This window comes from Exiguobacterium mexicanum, from assembly GCF_005960665.1.
GTDB lineage: Bacteria > Bacillota > Bacilli > Exiguobacteriales > Exiguobacteriaceae > Exiguobacterium > Exiguobacterium mexicanum_A.
The window spans coordinates 1,461,862-1,477,770 of sequence record NZ_CP040676.1; the positions used below are offsets into that span (position 1 = coordinate 1,461,862).

A 15,909-nucleotide genomic window follows, 5' to 3' on the forward strand; every position below is an offset into this window, starting at 1 on the left:
AATGAAACGTGCTGGGACGCGGTCGAAAGACTGCCAACCCACGAGGCGAGACAAAAAAGGTTCCCCCGCAGGAGAACCTTTAGATTATGGCAATGTGATTGTGATATGACGACGACCCCAATTGATGGCCTCGCTCTTCGTGTCGACGAGTAAATCGACGATGTTCCCTTTAATGCGTCCTCCTGTATCAAGGGCGATCGCTTGGCCGATGCCGTCGATTTGAACGACCGTACCGAGCGGGATGACAGATGGGTCGACTGCGATGATACGCATGCCGTTATAATAAATCGAGTCTGTCACGTCATGGCCTGTCGCCGTCAAGACGCGCCCCCCGTAAGAACCGTTGTCAGCTGCATCGTTCGTGTAGGCCGTTGACTCGGCTTGAATGACACGTCCTTGTGTCGAGACAGGTGTCACGGTCGCACTCGATGCCGCTTGTTGCTTCTTCTCGGTTTTTGCTGCGGCTTGGCGTTTCGCTTCTTCTTGTCGTGCCTTTTCGGCAGCGACGCGCTTTTCTTCTTCCAAACGTTCTGCTTTCGCTTTCGCTTCACGCTCGGCCTCTTCACGTTTGGCTTTCTCTTCTGCCAAGCGCTTTTCTTCGGCTAAACGTTTTTCTTCAGCGAGCCGTTTCTCTTCGGCAAGACGTTTCTTACGTTCGATTTCTTGTTGGCGCTCCAACTCAATGGCCTGACGTTCTAATTCAAGTGGGTTTTGGACAATTTTCTGTTCAGTCCCGATTCCAATTTGGGCGGCATCGGCATTCGCAGCAAACACGAATGTTCCAACAGCGGCAAATAAAATCGCGATTATATATTTTAAGGAATGCATTAATAGGTCAGCACCTTTCTCGTCATCTAACGAACAGGAGTAAATTTACCATGTCGTTTCAATCACGAGAAGGGATTTTGACGAAGTGAAATATTTCTGACACATCAAGAAAGAACTGGTTACAATCTGTAACATTTACAATAAACCTAGTGTTACCAACCGTTTTCGTAAAAAATTACAGATTCGTTACAACATAACGTGTAACAAATCTGTAATCTGATTGTCATTCTGTTTCAGCTTCAATCGAGCGTAAATCATGGGGGCGAACCATGCCCCAAGGTGCCACGTCGACATCCACTTCGAACGTTTTCGCACCTTCGATCGCCGACGTTTCTTCTTCGGCGATCCGATACGAACTCATGTCATCGATATACACTTGCCGGTCATAGTAATTGGCACGAGTGCCACCGAAGAACGGCCGTGAACTGACCCGATCAATGGTCGCATAACCGTCGTCCCCCGTTTTGAACGACACGTATACCGTCCCTGATTCGACATCTTGTCTGCCGTCGAACGAATCGTATTCCAAATAGACAAAGTCTCCAAAGAACGGATCGTACGGCTCATAGGAGGTCGCTTTGAACGTATACGTCTCTCCGAACCAGGAGACCGCATAGACGAGCAGAATAAAACCGACAGCGATCACTACTTGCAAAACCGGCACTAGCCAAGGCGTCAATCGTTTCATGTCTGAGCATCCCCTCTCGTACGGCTACGGCTGCGCCACCACAAAGCGAGCGACAGTGCGAAGACGATCAATGCTCCGATGAGGAAGAACAGCGAAATGTCGAGTCGATCCCAAACGTAAATGAAGTAAATCGTCATTTGGACGAGCAAGAAATAAATGAAAGCAAGCACGATCGGTTTGCGATTGTGGTCTTGATAGACGAGATAGGCGAGTGCGACCACTTCAAGTAGCACCGCTAGCAAGATGCCGGAGTCTTCGAATAACGAGAACGGGATGACAGCGAGTAAACTGACCCACATCAAGTCCTGGCGTCGGTGAAGTAAATAGACGGCGACGAGGACGACCGAAAGGATTGTCGCCTCGATGACCGACGGCGTTCGTTGCGACAACCAGCCTTCCGTCGCATTAATCAAATAGCCGATTGATAGGACGGCTGCGACGAACAGGTACAGATAGTTCCATTGGGCCCGCTCCCGATAAACGAGAAACAAGACGTGTAGCGCAGCGAGTGTCCATAGCGGCCAAAAGCGGCCTTCATAGTCGGCGTACTGACCAATCGTGATCAATAGGCCGTAGAAGCCGAACCAGGCGAAAATGCGATCGAGCTCGTTGTCCCCATAATGGAACCAGACCCACGTCACGATCAATCCGAACGCAATCAACGTGATGCCGATGCCTTGAAAACTATTCGTGATTGCCAAAAAAGCAGCGAGTGCGGCCAAGAACGTGAAAATCGGATGTTTGAAAATCAATTTGTGCATGACGGCGACGGCAAGGAATAACCAGAATAAGAACGGAATTTGCGAGGAAAGATTATACGTCGAGAAAATGACGATCATCGTGGCGACGAAAAAGGCGACGCCTAACAGTCGGAATAGCGTGACATAGCGTGACGCTTTCACTTGCAGGCGTTCGGCGGTCACATACATCCCGACCATAAACACGAGGAAAATGGCGACTTTCACAAGATCAGGAATCGCTTGCCAATTGGCCGCGACAAAACTGAATAGACTAAGTGCGAGCAAAATCGATCCGATAATCACAAGAATAGGCGGTTTGTGCTCACGTTTGTCACCGACCGCCAACTTCTTATGTTCATACTCGACCAAGCGCTGACCGGTCACTTCATCCAGTAAACCGGCCTCTTCCCATTCACGAACTTTTTTGTCAATGGACACCTGAATCATCCCTTTCGATTAAAAAGGTCAGCTGGCGCGTTCGATCAATTCCAAATCTTTTTTCAGTAAAACTTGCTTCTCGAATTCGAGACCAAGCTGTTGAAATTCTTCCATGATGGAAACGTCCCCGATGACCGTATTGGTCAATACGGCAGTCACTTCTGCGACCCAACCTTCACGAGTTGACTTGACGATATCACCCACAACGAATTCTACAGACACAACCATTCACTTCCAATCTTAAATTTGTTTCTATCATTATAACGAAATTATATCGGTTTGAATACGTTTTCTTTAAGCCGTTTAATAAATTGTGTCAAAATTTTCCCAGTCAATCCCCAAATAATGTAGTCTTCATGTTCATAAAAAGGTTCTCTCATTTTAATTACCCGTTTTTCGTACGCTTTAGCATTCGCCATCCGGTCAAACGGAATATTTTGATCAGGATTCATCGTCCATTCCATTTCGCCGTGGAACGGGTCGAGCAACAGCAACGTCTCGACCGGGATTGAGAACAGATGGTCGACTTCATCGGTGTGACGGACGTCAGGGATTGTCGGAATCACCCCCACGAACGGATAGATCAGTTGCCGATGTGGCGTCGCGAGAGGTTGCAGGCGACCGATCACTTCAATCTCTTCCATCGCGAGCAATAGCTCCTCACTCGTCTCACGAATAGCCGCCTCGACCGGGGTCTCGCCAGGATCGAGACGGCCGCCCGGGAATGAGATTTCTCCAGGCTGGCGCCGCATCGTATGGGCGCGCACTTCAAAGATGACATGCCACGCTCCATCGACCTCGACCAAAGGAATCAACACGGCAGCCGTCTGTTCATAATTCTCTTCCATCGAAAAACTGTCACGCAATTGTTGTTCCGTGATCCACGATTGTTTCATGTTCTCCACCTCATTCTCTATGTTTCTACAGTTCCACCGTTGTCTCCTCGTTTAAACGCATCAAATGTCGGAAATATCATTATTAATGATAGGAGATGGTAGATGTGGTGGACAAACAAGTTGATGTATTGATCGTCGGAGCGGGCCCGACCGGACTCACGCTCGGATTGACGTTAGCCAGATATGGGATCTCATTTGAAATTATTGATCGTAAGACGACCCCGTCGAACAATTCCCGGGCCATCGGGATTCAACCGCGAACGATCGAAGTGTTCTCTCGTCTCGATGTCGCCAAGGAAGTACTCGGCCGGGCACGGACCATCGAGAAAGGCAATCTATACTTCTCGGGTCAATGGACGGCCAAACTTGAATTTTCTCGCCTCGTCACGCCGTACCCGTTCGTGACGCTGCTACGCCAAAACGAGACCGAGGCGATTTTAGAGGATGCGTTAAACGGACACGGTCATTCCGTCCAGCGCGGTGAATCGCTCGTCTCGTTGACACATTACCCGTCTCGAGTGCTCGCCCACCTTGAGTCAGATGCATCAAACCGGACGATCGAAGCCAAATACGTCGTCGCTGCCGATGGGGCGAACAGTTCGATTCGTCGGATGCTCGCCCTTCCGTTTAGCGGAAAATCATTCAAAGAGTCATGGGTGCTCGCCGATATGAAAGCCAAATGGAACATCTCGCGCGAAGAAGTGCATATTTTCTTTTCCGACCGGGGCGTCTTAGAAGTTTTCCCGCTCACGGATGACACGATTCGCATCACAGGGAACCTCGCGAGCGACGAGTCGTTCAATGAGTCGGAACTGCGCAATTTGATTGAACAGCGAAGCCATATGGATGTCGAGATCGACGAAGTTGAGTGGTTCTCGCTCTTCCGGGTCCACAACCGTATGGTCGACTCGTTCATCCACAATCGAGTCATTTTAATGGGAGACGCCGCCCATATCAACTCACCCGTAGGCGGACAAGGGATGAATACCGGCATCGCCGACTCGTTCAACCTCGGGTGGAAGTTGTGGCTTCATTTGAAGGCTGGTGCCCCGTTCCGCGTCGTCGCCTCGTATCGCGACGAACGTGAACACGTGGCTCGTAACGTACTTCAGACGACGAACGTGGCGACTGAGGTGTTACAGACGACGTTGCCTGTCTTCTTGCCGTTCCAAGCGCTCGGCGCCGACGTCTTTACGCGCGTCAACTTGGTCAACCAAAAAATAACGGAACGAATCGCCCAACTGCACTTGTCTTATCCCGGGCATTCCCGAATTCCGTTTTTGCGTGTCGCCAAGGGCAAGATCTTCCCGGAGATCGAGATCATCCGGACCGATGACGGGTTGCGCACCAAAATCTCGGAGATTGCGGACGGCCGGTTCCAAGTGCTCATCCTCGACGATGATAAACGTGATGCGACCGAACTCTATGATTATTTGAACGATCATCAATCGTTCTTCCAAATCATCACGCTCTCGAAGACGAGTCGTCCCTTCTTCGACCAAGGCAACGAGCTCGCGAAATCATTGTTCATGAAGCGCGGCGTGCTCGTCATCCGACCGGACGGCTATTTGCTTCATAAACAGCGGCACCTGCGCCCTGATTCGTTGCAAGAGACGATGTCCACTTGGCTCCCGACACCATGACAAAAGCTCCACTCGATATGAGTGGAGCTTTGTTTACGCTTGGTTATAATAAAGCGTCCCTGGCTTCGAGAGCGTCAAATCGTAGAACGCCTCAAACGCTTCAATGTCCTCTAACTTGCGGAAATCGACTTTGTCCGTCTCTTCATTCGGAATCGCGACGACGATTCCGTCTTCGGTTTGTTTGATCATCCCGGTCTGCCCGTTATGGATGCGGATGTAGAGCACGTGCTTGTCTTCTAGCAGCGTCACGGCTTCGCGACGCGATTGAATCGTTGTTTTCATCGTCATCCCTCACTTTCTTTTGAGTATACCGGTCTATCGTTGTTGCTTTCAAGCGGTTGCACCCTTAAAATTATGTAAAGAAGGGGTTGAACGCTTTGGATTTGGAAACGCTATTGATTATCGTCTTAGGCATCACATTCGTCGTGCTCGTCTCGATCCGCGCCGTCCGTAATTTACAGTGGGTCCGTTTCGGCGAGGCGTTTGGCAAGCAAGGCGAGGCGCTGCTCGACGACTATACGTATTTGACGGAACAAGGCATCACGTGTCGCGTCGAACACGGCTTGCCGACCGGGCGCCTGTTCCGCCCGCTCGCAAAAAACTTGGACGACCGGGTCGCTTTGTTCGTCCATCGTAAAGATGCAGAACAAGCCCGACAATTATTGAAATGAAAATGGCGCTGAAGCTTCAGCGCCATTTTCATTTATGTACTTGACGCTCCGAGCAATAGTAGGCGATGTGTTTAATTGTCGCCTCCGACAACAGCTCGAGCTTCGTTTTCGCGATGACGTCATCGATCACATCGAACGTATCGGCACAGTTGGCTTTGATGCGTTCGACCTTGAGACGGGATGTCTCAGGGAAAATCAAGAACGACGTGACAGGGACTGCCTGTCCGCATTGCTTCTTCAGGACGCTCCTGACGTGCTTCGTCATCCGCTCAAGCTCTTCCATCGGATGCGGATAGATGTTTTTCCAACCGAGCGACGTCTCGAGACGACAGTCACGGTTCGTCATATGGACGGCCGACGTCGTCCGATTGATGCGGACTAAAAAGACGCCTTTCGGGCCGACCAATACATAATCGAGCACATCCTCACCAAGCTCGACTTGTTCAATCATCATCCAATCAAACCGGCATGTGTGACGGATAATCTCGACGATCTCGTCCGTGTACGACTTCGGCGGTGCGATGACTTCTTCTTTCGTGCGGAACAAGCCTTTCGTCTGTCGTTTCTCAGGTTCTTTTTTGACGGCCGTCAATACTTGTAACATCTTTTCCACCTCCTCACTTTATTCGCTCGGGCCGACCTGTTTTCCGAAGACGGCCTTTTCTAAATTCGAGATGCGACGCAACATGTCATAGTTCGACGCGACAGGCTGGGCCGGTTTGACCGGTTCTGCTTGTTCGTTCGAACCGCGGCGGAGCGACTCGTTCTCTTGGCGCAACCGTTCGATTTCTTTCGTCATCTTCTCATAATCGCGGATGACGACGTCCAGAAACTGGTCGACTTCTTCTTGTGAGTACCCACGAAGGGCGGTCTTGAATTCTTGTTTATAAATGGCTTCGGCTGTTAATTCAGTTTGCATCATTTTCACTCCCAATGTTGTTCCCATTGTTTTTCTTCTTCAATCACGCGTAATTCTTCCTGTGTGATCAAGAATAACTCCATCTGGTGTTTTCGTTTAGCCCCTTCGACGAGAAAGCGTGGGCTTCCTCCCGTCTCTTCGTCATACAGTGTGATTAATCCTGCTGCTTTGTCTAAAAAGAAGGCAGTTTTTGCCCGCAACTGGCTCGGGTCCTCGTAAGGACGCTGGGTCAGCGCTTCAAAAAAGTCGGCCTCGAGCTGCAAACGAATGAACAATTCTTGCTCGTACGGCTTATACTTCTCTTCCATCTGTAAAAAAGGTGGAAATACGGCGATTTTGATTGGATAAGTTTCTCTTAACTCTAACAATACTTCTCCAGCCCATAATTCACAACCGTTCGTGCCACTAAAAATGAACCATTCGGCTCCGAGCTCGATGGCTTCGACAATTTTTCGCTCATACGCTTCCTTGATGATGCCGATACCGGGATGGTCGGATTTGAAGATGCCGAGTTCATGCGGCCGGTATCCTGTGATGGCGACAACTTTCATGACTGCTTCCTTTCTAGCCGGTTCATCCGGTGCCGAAGCGCCCGCATCTCGGTCAAAGCGGTCTGTCGAAGCACCGTCTCTTTCCGTTCCGCCAAAGCGATGGCCTGTTCGGTATAGATGATGGCCCGATTGATGTCTTTTTCGCGATGTTCGGCGTATTTCGCCAATTCGACGAGCGCCTCGACCGTACCGACTTGTTCGAACAGCGGCAACGCCTGCTCCATCTGACCGGTCCGTTTTAACAGGAGCGCTTGACGCATCAAGGCCCGCTTCGTCGGCTGTTCGAGCCTCTCGTACTCTTGAAGCGCCGCCTCGGCGTTGCCGAGGTCGTTCAACCAGTGCGCCCGTTCTTCACCAAACGGCGTCTCGTCGGCTTCGACGAGATGACAGAGCCGTTTGTAGAGCGAGACGAGGCTTAGACAGTCGGCATGATGGTGTTCGATGACCGGCTGTAAAATATCTGGTTCCCGGTCCTTCACATATTGGAAATAGTGCATCGGTGCCAAGAAGCCGGGCAAGTCGTCCGTCCGGGCGTGGCCGAAATGGGCCTCGACCGCCTTGAGCGATACCGATTCGAGCGTCGGTTTCAGCAATCGCCGTGAGGCATGCAACAAATCGACATGGCCGACGGCCGGTAACGCTTTGACTTTCGAGCGGACGAACGTGTGCCGTGTCTTGATTTGGGGCCAGTCGAACGATTTTCCGTTATACGTCACGAAACGGACCTCGTCGCCGATGTCGTTCAAGAAGTGATAATAAAATGCCGTCTCGAACGCGGGATGAGGCAACACGTATTGGATCATCTCGAGATGGTCTCCTTGGAAACGCGCGAATCCGATCAAAAAGATCGAGGTCCCCGATCCACGGAGCCCAGTCGTCTCGGTATCTATGAACAACACCTGCTCGGACGGGACATCGACTTGGAAAAAGGGATGGGTCGATGTCGCGAGTGAGGCTTTCGCCTCTCCGAACGTAAAGTCGTGGTACGTCTCGTCGAGCGGATAAATCTGCTTCAAGCGGACACACCACTCTTGTTCGAACGTCAGGATTTCTCCACCCCGGGCCCGCCATTTTGCTTGTTCGACGTCGTCCGGCGTCACGGCCGTTTGTTTCGGTTCATTCGTTTTGATGAGTCGTGATAGTTTTGCTTTCATATCGATCCTTTCAATGCATGCAACTGCTGGACGACCTGCTGTTTGAAATCACCGTACCCAATCATGCCGACGCACCGCGGACAGCCGCTCTCACACGGACAGTCCTCGACCGTACGGATGGCTGCATCCAAGACCTCATCGGCGTCGCGATAAAGCGCCTCGCTCAGCCCGATTCCGCCTGGGTAGCGGTCGTATAAATAGACGGTCGGTTTGTTCGTATGGGTCGCTTTCATTTGAATCGTCGTGAACAAGTCGAGCGTGTCACACATTAAATAGAGCGGGGCGAGCCGCCGCAAGAGATCACTGACCGCTTCGAGCTGATCTTCCATGTCGGCCTCCGAGTAGGCGAACCGTTCGTCGAGCGTGAACCACGTCGCCGTCGTGTGCAGTTCTCGTTCCGGCAAATGAATCGGTCCGGAACCGATATTCTCGTGCGTCCCGAACTTGATTTTCTTAAATAGTGTCGCCATCGCGATGACCGATACTTCACCGAACGTCTTCACGCCGGTCGTCTTGTTCTCTTCCAACACTTTCAGTTCGACCGCCAAATTGGCGTCCGTATAGTAGTCGACGTCGACACGTCGGACGTAAGCTTTCTTCTCTTCAAAGTCGAGTCGTTCGACTTGATATTGCTCGGCCCCATGTAAATAGATGGCCTCGTCATGCAGTAACGTCATCGCGCTGAACGTATCCATCTCTCCGATGACCTGGTTTTTCGCGGTCTGGTCGACGATGACGACATTCTCTTGGTCACTCGTCCGCAGCGAGATGTCATGAGCCGGGAATGCGTCCGTCATCCAATAATATTTATTGGCCCGTTCATGCAAGATGTGGGCGTCCGTCAAGAAATCGAGAATTTCTTCCGTCTCGACCGTGCCGAATCGTTCCCCTTTTGAGAAAGGCAGTTCGAAGGCGGCACATTTCATATGGTCAACGAGAATGATTAAATTGTTCGGGTCGAGACGAGCCGCTTCCGGAGACCGGTCTAAAATCAAATCGGGCTGTTCGACGACGAGTTGATCGAGCGAAGAAGACGAGGCGACAAAAATGACGAGCGCCTCGGAATGACGGCGTCCGGCCCGGCCCGCTTGTTGCCACATCGAGGCGACCGTGCCCGGATAGCCGTTCAAGACACACGCCTGCAACTGGCCGATATCGACGCCGAGTTCAAGCGCATTCGTCGAGACGACAGCTTTAATCTCACCGTTACGGAGCCGACGCTCGATTTCACGACGCTCCGACGGTAAGTAGCCGCCCCGATAGCCAACGATCGATTTTGGTCCGAGCTCGCGCCGCGTCAGTTCTTGTAAATACGTCAACAACACCTCGACCCGTACCCGTGAGCGGGCGAAGACGATCGTCTGAATGTCCGCTTCGACGAGCTTTGAGGCGATCCGCTTCGTCTCGAGCGTGGCGCTCCGACGAATCCCGAGCGCCTCATTGACGACGGGCGGATTGTAGAAAATCAAATGTTTCTTCCCTTGGGGCGCCCCGTTGTTGTCGACAAGGACGACGTCCTCTTCGGTCAACAGTTCAGCCAGCTCGACCGGGTTGGCAATCGTCGCTGACGTCATGATCCATTTCGGATGGCTCCCATAATAGGCACAGATCCGTTTCAAACGACGAAACACGTTGGCGACGTGGCTGCCGAATACCCCTCGGTACGTGTGCAACTCGTCGACGACGATATATTCCAAGTTCTCGAACAAGCGAATCCATTTCGTATGATGCGGCAAGATTCCAGAGTGAAGCATATCGGGATTCGTGATGACGATATTGCCGGCGTCCCGTACTTTCGTACGAGCCGCTGGCGCCGTGTCCCCATCGTAAGTGAAACAGCGGAGGTCACCTTCGAGCGCCTCGACCATCTCCATCAAATCACTGTTTTGGTCTTGGGCGAGCGCTTTCGTCGGGTACAAGTAGAGCGCCCGGGCATTCGGTTGTTCAATCATTTTCGATAAAACCGGCAGATTGTAACAGAGCGTCTTCCCGGAAGCGGTCGGGGTGACGATGACCGTCGAGTTGCCTCGAGACGTCTGCTCGATTGCTTCGGCCTGATGGGTGTACAGTTGTTCGATTCCACGGCCATGGAGCACCCGGACGAGATCTGGCGGAACGCTCGATGGAATCGGCGCATACCGGGCCGGCTTCGCCTCGACCGTGTGCCAATGCGTCACGTTGCCCGAGAAACCCGGGTCGGTCTTGAGCGTCTGAATCATTTCTTCCACGGAACATTTTTTCCGCATAGAGTTCACCTTCTTTACGATTTCGAAGGTGCAAGACGTTCCACGACAGCCTTGACTTGGCTAATCCGTTCGTCATGTACGAGCCGGTGGACGGCCGGCAAACGGAGCACGTCCATCGCTTTGAACGAATCGGCGACATGCTCATTCTCTTCTTCGAGACGCGTGATCGCATCGTCAAACAACCGTTGCGTCGACCGTCCGAACAAGACGATGGTATGTAGCTTCGTGCACTTCGAGTGGACCGCTTGTAAATGCTTCGTGTAACGCTGCACCGCTTTATGATAATCTTCATGCGTCGCGAGCGCTTGGCGCTTGCCCCGCAGAAGTTCAGGGTAATATGACTCGTCGCCGAGAAACATCGTCTCAACGCCGATTCGTTTCAAATAGGGATGGCCACTGGCCTCGGCCACGGCTTGATCATCAATCAAGCGTCCGAACGGAATCGATTCCTCGAGGAGCAATCGGCCCATCTTCAAGCCATTGACGCCATGTAACGGGATGCCAAAATCATCCTCTTGCAGTCGGTCGATCACAAACAATACTTTCATCTTACGTTTCAATGAGAGTTGTACCATGTGTCACCATCCTATTCGCTTTCTTTTCATTATAGCAAACGAAACAGAAAAACAGGGCGCTGATGTCGCCCTGTTTCCTGTGAGTCAGATTAGTCACGACCACCGTTGCCATTCCCGTTGCCGTTGTTACGGTCGTCCGAGTCTGACGTCGATTGACGGCTGATGTCCCCCTCCGAATCCGACTCCCCGTCTGTCTCATCGGTTGTCGGTTCTTCTTCAGTCGGTTCTACCGTGTTCTCGTCTTCGGTGTTGTTGTCGTTTCCGTTATTCTCATTGTTTTCGTTATTGCCATTGTTCTCGTTGCTCTCACCATCGGTTTGCTCGCCTTCTTCTTCAGGAGGCGTCTCTTCCGTGGCTGGCTCTTCTTCCTCTTCGGCAGCAGGCTCCTCGCTCCGTTCGACCGTGTAGGAAGTTTGGAGCGGGCTCGACTGTTGATCGCCGACGAGCGCGTTCGTCGCGTTGGCGACAATCGTGAACGTCGTCTCCCCTTCACCGAGGCCAGAAATGGCGATGCTTGTGTCTTCGGTCGTCCCGACGACACGCTCGCTACCGTCCGGACGTGTCTCCGTCACGGTGAACGAAAGTCCTTGGTAACCAGCTGCTTCGACTGCTTGCTTGTCGTATGACCACGAGAGCGTACCTGTCTCGCCTGGCACATCGTAGTCAATCGATGCGCCGGTCGGCGCGGCGAGTTTGTCCGGCTGCAAGTCTTTTGGTTTCGTTCCTTTGACGTACAACTCGTTTCCGAGCGAGAGCACCGATTCCGGTTGCTGGAAGCGATCCGGTTGACCCGTCGCTTTCGTTACTTCTTGCATCATATACTCGAAGTAATATTGGGCGTAGTTCGGTTTAAACAACGATACGGGTATGTCATTTGATGCACGGGCCGTCCATACCGAAATTGAGTAATCGGTCGTATAGCCGGTAAACCATTTATCATTCTCATCGCCCTTTTCATCGTTCGTCGTCCCGGTCTTCCCGGCGACGTCGTACGGGAACGCGCCTGGTTCATACGTCCCGTTCGAACCGCTGACGACGTCACGAAGCATATCCGTCAACATGTAAGCCGTATAGTCTTCCATCGCCTGCTTCGCTTTGATTGGTGAGTTAATCGTCGAGCCGTCGTTGAACTCGATTTTTTGGATCAAGTGCGGCTTCGTGTACATCCCGTTCGTCCCGAGCGCCGCATAAGCGGCCGCCATTTGCGTCGTGCTCGCTTCCGCTACACCTAGACTGTTTGCCGGCAGAATCTCGTCACCCGCCCGCGCCGGTTCGATGCCGACGTTCTCGACGAACGACTCAATCGCCTCCGAACCGAACTCTTCCTGTACTTCATAGAAGGCACGGACGGCTGGTGTGTTACCAGAAACCGTCAAATAGTAACGCATCGTGTTGGCACCGCGGAACCCTGGATAGTAGTTCCCTGGTTTAAAAGTTTCGCTTTCGTCAAACTCTTTATCAATCAAGACTTTCCCAGTCGACCACTGTGCGTTCTCGATTCCTGGACCGTAATCGAAGAACGGTTTCGCCGTCGACCCGATTTGGCGTTTCTCGCGCGAATAGTCGCGATATTTCTTATCGCCTTGTTTCGCTTGTTGACTGTCGATGACGGCGACGATTTCACCCGTCTTCGTATTCAATACGGTCGCGCCCATGCGAAGATCTTCTGGGAACTCACTTGTTGGAAGGTTGACGTTATCGTTCTTAATGTCGTTATTGAACTTCGTATGCAAATCTTTATTGATTGACGTATACACTTTCAAGCCCGTCCCGTAAATGTCGGCCTGCTCGAGACCGTAGTCTTCCTCGAGCTCGGCTTGGACGCGAGCGTAAATGGAGCGCGTGTACGTCTCTTCTTCTGTTTCTTCACCTGGCGAGATGACGTCCGCGATCTCAACGTCGAGCGCCTGGTTGTATTCTTCTTCCGTGATATGACCGTCACGCTTCATCGCTGAGAGCACTTGCTCTTGACGATAACGCGTCAGTTCCTGGTCCCCGTTGATCGGGTCATAGGCACTCGGACGTTGCGGGAGACCCGCCAAAATGGCCGCCTCTTGGTAATTCACTTCTGAGACCGGCTTATTGAAGTAGCGTTTCGATGCCGTTTGGACACCATATCCGCCTGTACCGTAATAGTTCTTATTCAAGTACATCTCGAGAATCTGCTCTTTCGTGTACTCGCGCTCAAGTTTGATGGCGAGCCACTGTTCTTGCAGCTTCCGCTTCAATTTCTTGTCGGTCGACAAGAACGATTGTTTGACGAGCTGTTGCGTGATCGTCGAACCACCTTCGGCCCCGAAGCCGTCCGTCAAGTTCGCGACCACGGCGCCGCCGATACGGCGCAAGTCAATCCCGTTATGTTCATAGAAGCGACGGTCCTCGATCGAGATGACCGCTTGTTGCATCACTTCTGAAATTTCATCGATGGAGACGTACTCCCGAATTTGTCCGCTTCCTTCGAGCGGTTCGCCTTCAGGTGATAATAGTTGGATTGGATACGTATCGACCAACTTCTCTTCATCGAGCGGCGGTGCCGTCGCGATCGCATACGCAGTGTATGCGGCACCGGCGATGACGCCGATAATGAATAAAATCCCTAAAATCGTTAAAATGCGTCGAAACTTCGACTTCTTCGTTTTTTGTTTCGGCTTCTTGGCCGCTGGTTTACGTTTATTACTCGTCGTATCTTGTCGACGTGCCATCCGACTTCGTTCCATTCACGCTTCACTCCTTCTATTTCAATCGAGCCACGCCTCAATCGCCGTCAAATAATCGACGGCAGGCATCGCCCGGGTTGGAACTTCGATTGCTTCTTGCTCGATATAGGAGAGCGGAATCGACTTCCGTCCCGATTCGCGCTGTTCCCACCAAACTAATAATTGCTCCGTTGATAACACATATTGCGTATTATAGCGGCTAAACCGAATGATGACAAAACAAACCCCTCCATGCCGCTCGCACTCACGCATGTGGTTGATTTGGTGGTCGTGGAAGTTTCCGAGTGGAAATGACGTCTTATTGTTCGTCTCTTTCGCCTCGAAATCGATGTACTTCCCGCGATACACCCCGTTATAATCGGTCGTCGACGCTTGCTTGAAATACGCCTCGGTCACTTTCGCCGCGCTCCGTTTCGGGTAATCGACTTTCACGATTTGCAGCGGTGTCGGCTTCTTATGGATGACCGCTCGTCCATGGAGTCGGTAAAACTCATTCGTGTCGTTCAGCAGCGTCTCAAGGTTCATGCCTCGATTCGCATACGTCTGCGGATTAGAGCGGACCGGCGTTGCCGCAGGTTTCGGCTTTTTCCCGTTCGGATAATGGAACAATGTCGTCACCCCTAGTCTCTAGTTTAACAGGTTGGTCCAGCCGTTCCTTCCGTCTGAAGTCTGATTGTCGAGTTCTGTCGCTCGACTCCTGTGTAGATTTTCCGCAATCCATATCGTACCAAACTCCCGTATGTTAAACTAGTAGGTAGTTCATTGTGTAGTCAAATTGACACGACCTTGTTACGGAAGAGCTATTTATTTTTCTGAAATAAGTCTTCTACTTATTAGCCATAATCAAGACAGATTAAACGCAGATTGACGTAAGTTTGAAAAAGTGCGCAATAAGCAATGTAAACCAAGGTTGGAAAACAATTAGCAGGCTCGCTGAGATAAACAGTTGAGCCATGGTTGGAGGAGTAAGATGGAAACACAAAAGAAGTATGTCATGTTCGTCGATGAGACGGGCACGCCAAAAGGAAATACCCAGTTCAACCTCACCGGCGTATTGATGGAATACAAATATGCGATCGATGCCGACGAGGCCGGGATGCCGTGCGAGTTGAAGCGCCGGTTACATGCCTTCAAACGCGACGTGTTCAAGACGGAGAATATCCCGCTCCATTTAAAAGAGATTTTAAAGGCCGAGCATCCGTATGGAAAAGAGGATGGCATCACGATCGATATGCTTCGTGACTTTTGGAACAAGTTGCCGGACTTCCTACGCGATATCAACTGTACGATCATCAGCGTCGAGGTCGATAAACAAAAACTTCACGACTTCTATTCAACGCCGAAAGACCCGTACGTCGTCGCCTTCGCCCACTTGATGAAATCGTTTTATGCATTCTTAGAAGAGACGGAAGCGGTCAGCGCCCGTGTCGTCTTGGAATCGCGAGACGACTATCAAAACTTGCTCATCCAAAAAGCGTTCTTCGATATCTTCAATTCAGGGACGGTCCATCTCGACGTCGAGAAGAGCCGACAAAAGATTAAAGGTTTCATCTTCTCGGAAAAACAGAACACAATCTATCAGTCTGGGCTTGAAATCGCTGACCTCGTCTGTCTACCGCTCTCGCGCGTACGTCGCGGCGTCATCGAAGTGAAACCACGGTTCGTCCATTATGGGGATGAGAACCGGATCTTCAAAGCCATCAAGGACAAGATTTACATTCGTAAAGAAAGTCCTGACCAAGATTTCCGTAACTGGGGATTCAAAAAAGTACCGATCACGAAAAAACGCCGCGAATGGAGCGACCATCCGTGGAACCATTAAAAAAACCGCCTTGCCGAAATC

Annotated in this window: 17 protein-coding genes; 3 read left to right on the plus strand and 14 right to left on the minus strand. The window is 51.5% G+C overall.

The features are described 5' to 3' along the window. Positions 1-84 precede the first annotated feature (84 nt). The 5 genes from FED52_RS07915 to FED52_RS07935 form a co-directional block, all read right to left on the minus strand. Positions 85-828, minus strand: coding sequence for a 3D domain-containing protein (locus FED52_RS07915; RefSeq protein ID WP_138859534.1), 744 nt, complete (start codon positions 826-828; stop codon positions 85-87). Positions 829-1,051: 223 nt separating this feature from the next. Then, entirely contained in the window at positions 1,052-1,516 is a 465-nt protein-coding gene (locus FED52_RS07920; protein WP_138859535.1) for a GDYXXLXY domain-containing protein, read from the minus strand. Further along, positions 1,513-2,703, minus strand: a complete 1,191-nt coding sequence (locus tag FED52_RS07925; RefSeq protein WP_138859536.1) for a DUF2157 domain-containing protein — start codon at positions 2,701-2,703, stop codon at positions 1,513-1,515. Before FED52_RS07925 ends, FED52_RS07920 begins: the two co-directional genes overlap by 4 nt. An 18-nt stretch (positions 2,704-2,721) precedes the next feature. Continuing rightward, positions 2,722-2,922, minus strand: coding sequence for a DUF2187 family protein (locus tag FED52_RS07930; RefSeq protein WP_138859537.1), 201 nt, complete (start codon positions 2,920-2,922; stop codon positions 2,722-2,724). Positions 2,923-2,963: 41 nt separating this feature from the next. Then, entirely contained in the window at positions 2,964-3,542 is a 579-nt protein-coding gene (locus tag FED52_RS07935) for an NUDIX hydrolase (protein ID WP_380081934.1), read from the minus strand. A 152-nt stretch (positions 3,543-3,694) separates the two neighbouring features. Here FED52_RS07935 and FED52_RS07940 point away from each other — a divergent pair, with 152 nt between their 5' ends. Next, positions 3,695-5,233 carry an FAD-dependent monooxygenase gene (locus tag FED52_RS07940; RefSeq protein ID WP_431189067.1) on the plus strand — a complete coding sequence of 513 codons (1,539 nt, stop codon included), beginning with the start codon at positions 3,695-3,697 and terminating at the stop codon, positions 5,231-5,233. A gap of 33 nt (positions 5,234-5,266) precedes the next feature. Here the strand turns inward: FED52_RS07940 and FED52_RS07945 are convergent, their stop codons facing one another. Further along, positions 5,267-5,515 (minus strand): hypothetical protein, encoded by a 249-nt coding sequence (locus FED52_RS07945; RefSeq protein ID WP_034779838.1) that lies wholly within the window; start codon positions 5,513-5,515, stop codon positions 5,267-5,269. A gap of 95 nt (positions 5,516-5,610) precedes the next feature. Between FED52_RS07945 and FED52_RS07950 the strand changes: the two genes are divergently transcribed. Continuing rightward, positions 5,611-5,904 carry a hypothetical protein gene (locus FED52_RS07950; RefSeq protein ID WP_235420186.1) on the plus strand — a complete coding sequence of 98 codons (294 nt, stop codon included), beginning with the start codon at positions 5,611-5,613 and terminating at the stop codon, positions 5,902-5,904. Positions 5,905-5,932: 28 nt separating this feature from the next. Here FED52_RS07950 and FED52_RS07955 read toward each other — a convergent pair whose 3' ends face one another. The 8 genes from FED52_RS07955 to recU form a co-directional block, all read right to left on the minus strand. Continuing rightward, positions 5,933-6,508: an NERD domain-containing protein gene (locus FED52_RS07955; protein ID WP_138859540.1), complete on the minus strand. Its 576-nt coding sequence runs from the start codon at positions 6,506-6,508 to the stop codon at positions 5,933-5,935. An 18-nt stretch (positions 6,509-6,526) separates the two neighbouring features. After that, positions 6,527-6,823 (minus strand): cell division regulator GpsB, encoded by a 297-nt coding sequence (gpsB, locus tag FED52_RS07960; RefSeq protein WP_034777365.1) that lies wholly within the window; start codon positions 6,821-6,823, stop codon positions 6,527-6,529. Positions 6,824-6,828: 5 nt separating this feature from the next. Beyond that, positions 6,829-7,374: an SLOG family protein gene (locus FED52_RS07965; protein WP_138859541.1), complete on the minus strand. Its 546-nt coding sequence runs from the start codon at positions 7,372-7,374 to the stop codon at positions 6,829-6,831. Continuing rightward, on the minus strand, positions 7,371-8,528 hold the full coding sequence (locus FED52_RS07970) for a ribonuclease H-like domain-containing protein (RefSeq protein ID WP_138859542.1): 1,158 nt from the start codon (positions 8,526-8,528) through the stop codon (positions 7,371-7,373). The genes FED52_RS07965 and FED52_RS07970 overlap by 4 nt, the downstream gene beginning before the upstream one ends. Beyond that, the gene (locus FED52_RS07975) at positions 8,525-10,774 is read right to left on the minus strand and encodes a DEAD/DEAH box helicase (RefSeq protein ID WP_138859543.1); all 2,250 of its coding nucleotides are present in this window, start codon (positions 10,772-10,774) and stop codon (positions 8,525-8,527) included. The genes FED52_RS07970 and FED52_RS07975 overlap by 4 nt, the downstream gene beginning before the upstream one ends. A gap of 14 nt (positions 10,775-10,788) precedes the next feature. Further along, entirely contained in the window at positions 10,789-11,349 is a 561-nt protein-coding gene (locus FED52_RS07980; RefSeq protein WP_240731234.1) for a hypothetical protein, read from the minus strand. Between the two features lie 89 nt (positions 11,350-11,438). Next, positions 11,439-14,066: a transglycosylase domain-containing protein gene (locus FED52_RS07985; protein ID WP_138859544.1), complete on the minus strand. Its 2,628-nt coding sequence runs from the start codon at positions 14,064-14,066 to the stop codon at positions 11,439-11,441. Between the two features lie 21 nt (positions 14,067-14,087). Continuing rightward, complete coding sequence (recU, locus tag FED52_RS07990) at positions 14,088-14,684, minus strand: Holliday junction resolvase RecU (protein ID WP_084592793.1); 597 nt, start codon at positions 14,682-14,684, stop codon at positions 14,088-14,090. Between the two features lie 352 nt (positions 14,685-15,036). Here recU and FED52_RS07995 point away from each other — a divergent pair, with 352 nt between their 5' ends. After that, positions 15,037-15,888, plus strand: a complete 852-nt coding sequence (locus FED52_RS07995; protein ID WP_034777355.1) for a DUF3800 domain-containing protein — start codon at positions 15,037-15,039, stop codon at positions 15,886-15,888. Positions 15,889-15,909: the final 21 nt, after the last annotated feature.

Bases quoted from the DNA above. Each gene is read 5' to 3' on its own strand.
- FED52_RS07945 (WP_034779838.1), bottom strand. From the start codon at position 5,515: ATGAAAACAACGATTCAATCGCGTCGCGAAGCCGTGACGCTGCTAGAA.
- FED52_RS07985 (WP_138859544.1), bottom strand. From the start codon at position 14,066: ATGGAACGAAGTCGGATGGCACGTCGACAAGATACGACGAGTAATAAA.
- FED52_RS07935 (WP_380081934.1), bottom strand. From the start codon at position 3,542: ATGGAAGAGAATTATGAACAGACGGCTGCCGTGTTGATTCCTTTGGTC.
- FED52_RS07975 (WP_138859543.1), bottom strand. From the start codon at position 10,774: ATGCGGAAAAAATGTTCCGTGGAAGAAATGATTCAGACGCTCAAGACC.
- FED52_RS07930 (WP_138859537.1), bottom strand. From the start codon at position 2,922: ATGGTTGTGTCTGTAGAATTCGTTGTGGGTGATATCGTCAAGTCAACT.
- FED52_RS07970 (WP_138859542.1), bottom strand. From the start codon at position 8,528: ATGAAAGCAAAACTATCACGACTCATCAAAACGAATGAACCGAAACAA.
- gpsB (WP_034777365.1), bottom strand. From the start codon at position 6,823: ATGCAAACTGAATTAACAGCCGAAGCCATTTATAAACAAGAATTCAAG.
- FED52_RS07915 (WP_138859534.1), bottom strand. From the start codon at position 828: ATGCATTCCTTAAAATATATAATCGCGATTTTATTTGCCGCTGTTGGA.
- FED52_RS07965 (WP_138859541.1), bottom strand. From the start codon at position 7,374: ATGAAAGTTGTCGCCATCACAGGATACCGGCCGCATGAACTCGGCATC.
- FED52_RS07920 (WP_138859535.1), bottom strand. From the start codon at position 1,516: ATGAAACGATTGACGCCTTGGCTAGTGCCGGTTTTGCAAGTAGTGATC.
- FED52_RS07995 (WP_034777355.1), top strand. From the start codon at position 15,037: ATGGAAACACAAAAGAAGTATGTCATGTTCGTCGATGAGACGGGCACG.
- FED52_RS07925 (WP_138859536.1), bottom strand. From the start codon at position 2,703: ATGATTCAGGTGTCCATTGACAAAAAAGTTCGTGAATGGGAAGAGGCC.
- FED52_RS07955 (WP_138859540.1), bottom strand. From the start codon at position 6,508: ATGTTACAAGTATTGACGGCCGTCAAAAAAGAACCTGAGAAACGACAG.
- FED52_RS07980 (WP_240731234.1), bottom strand. From the start codon at position 11,349: ATGGTACAACTCTCATTGAAACGTAAGATGAAAGTATTGTTTGTGATC.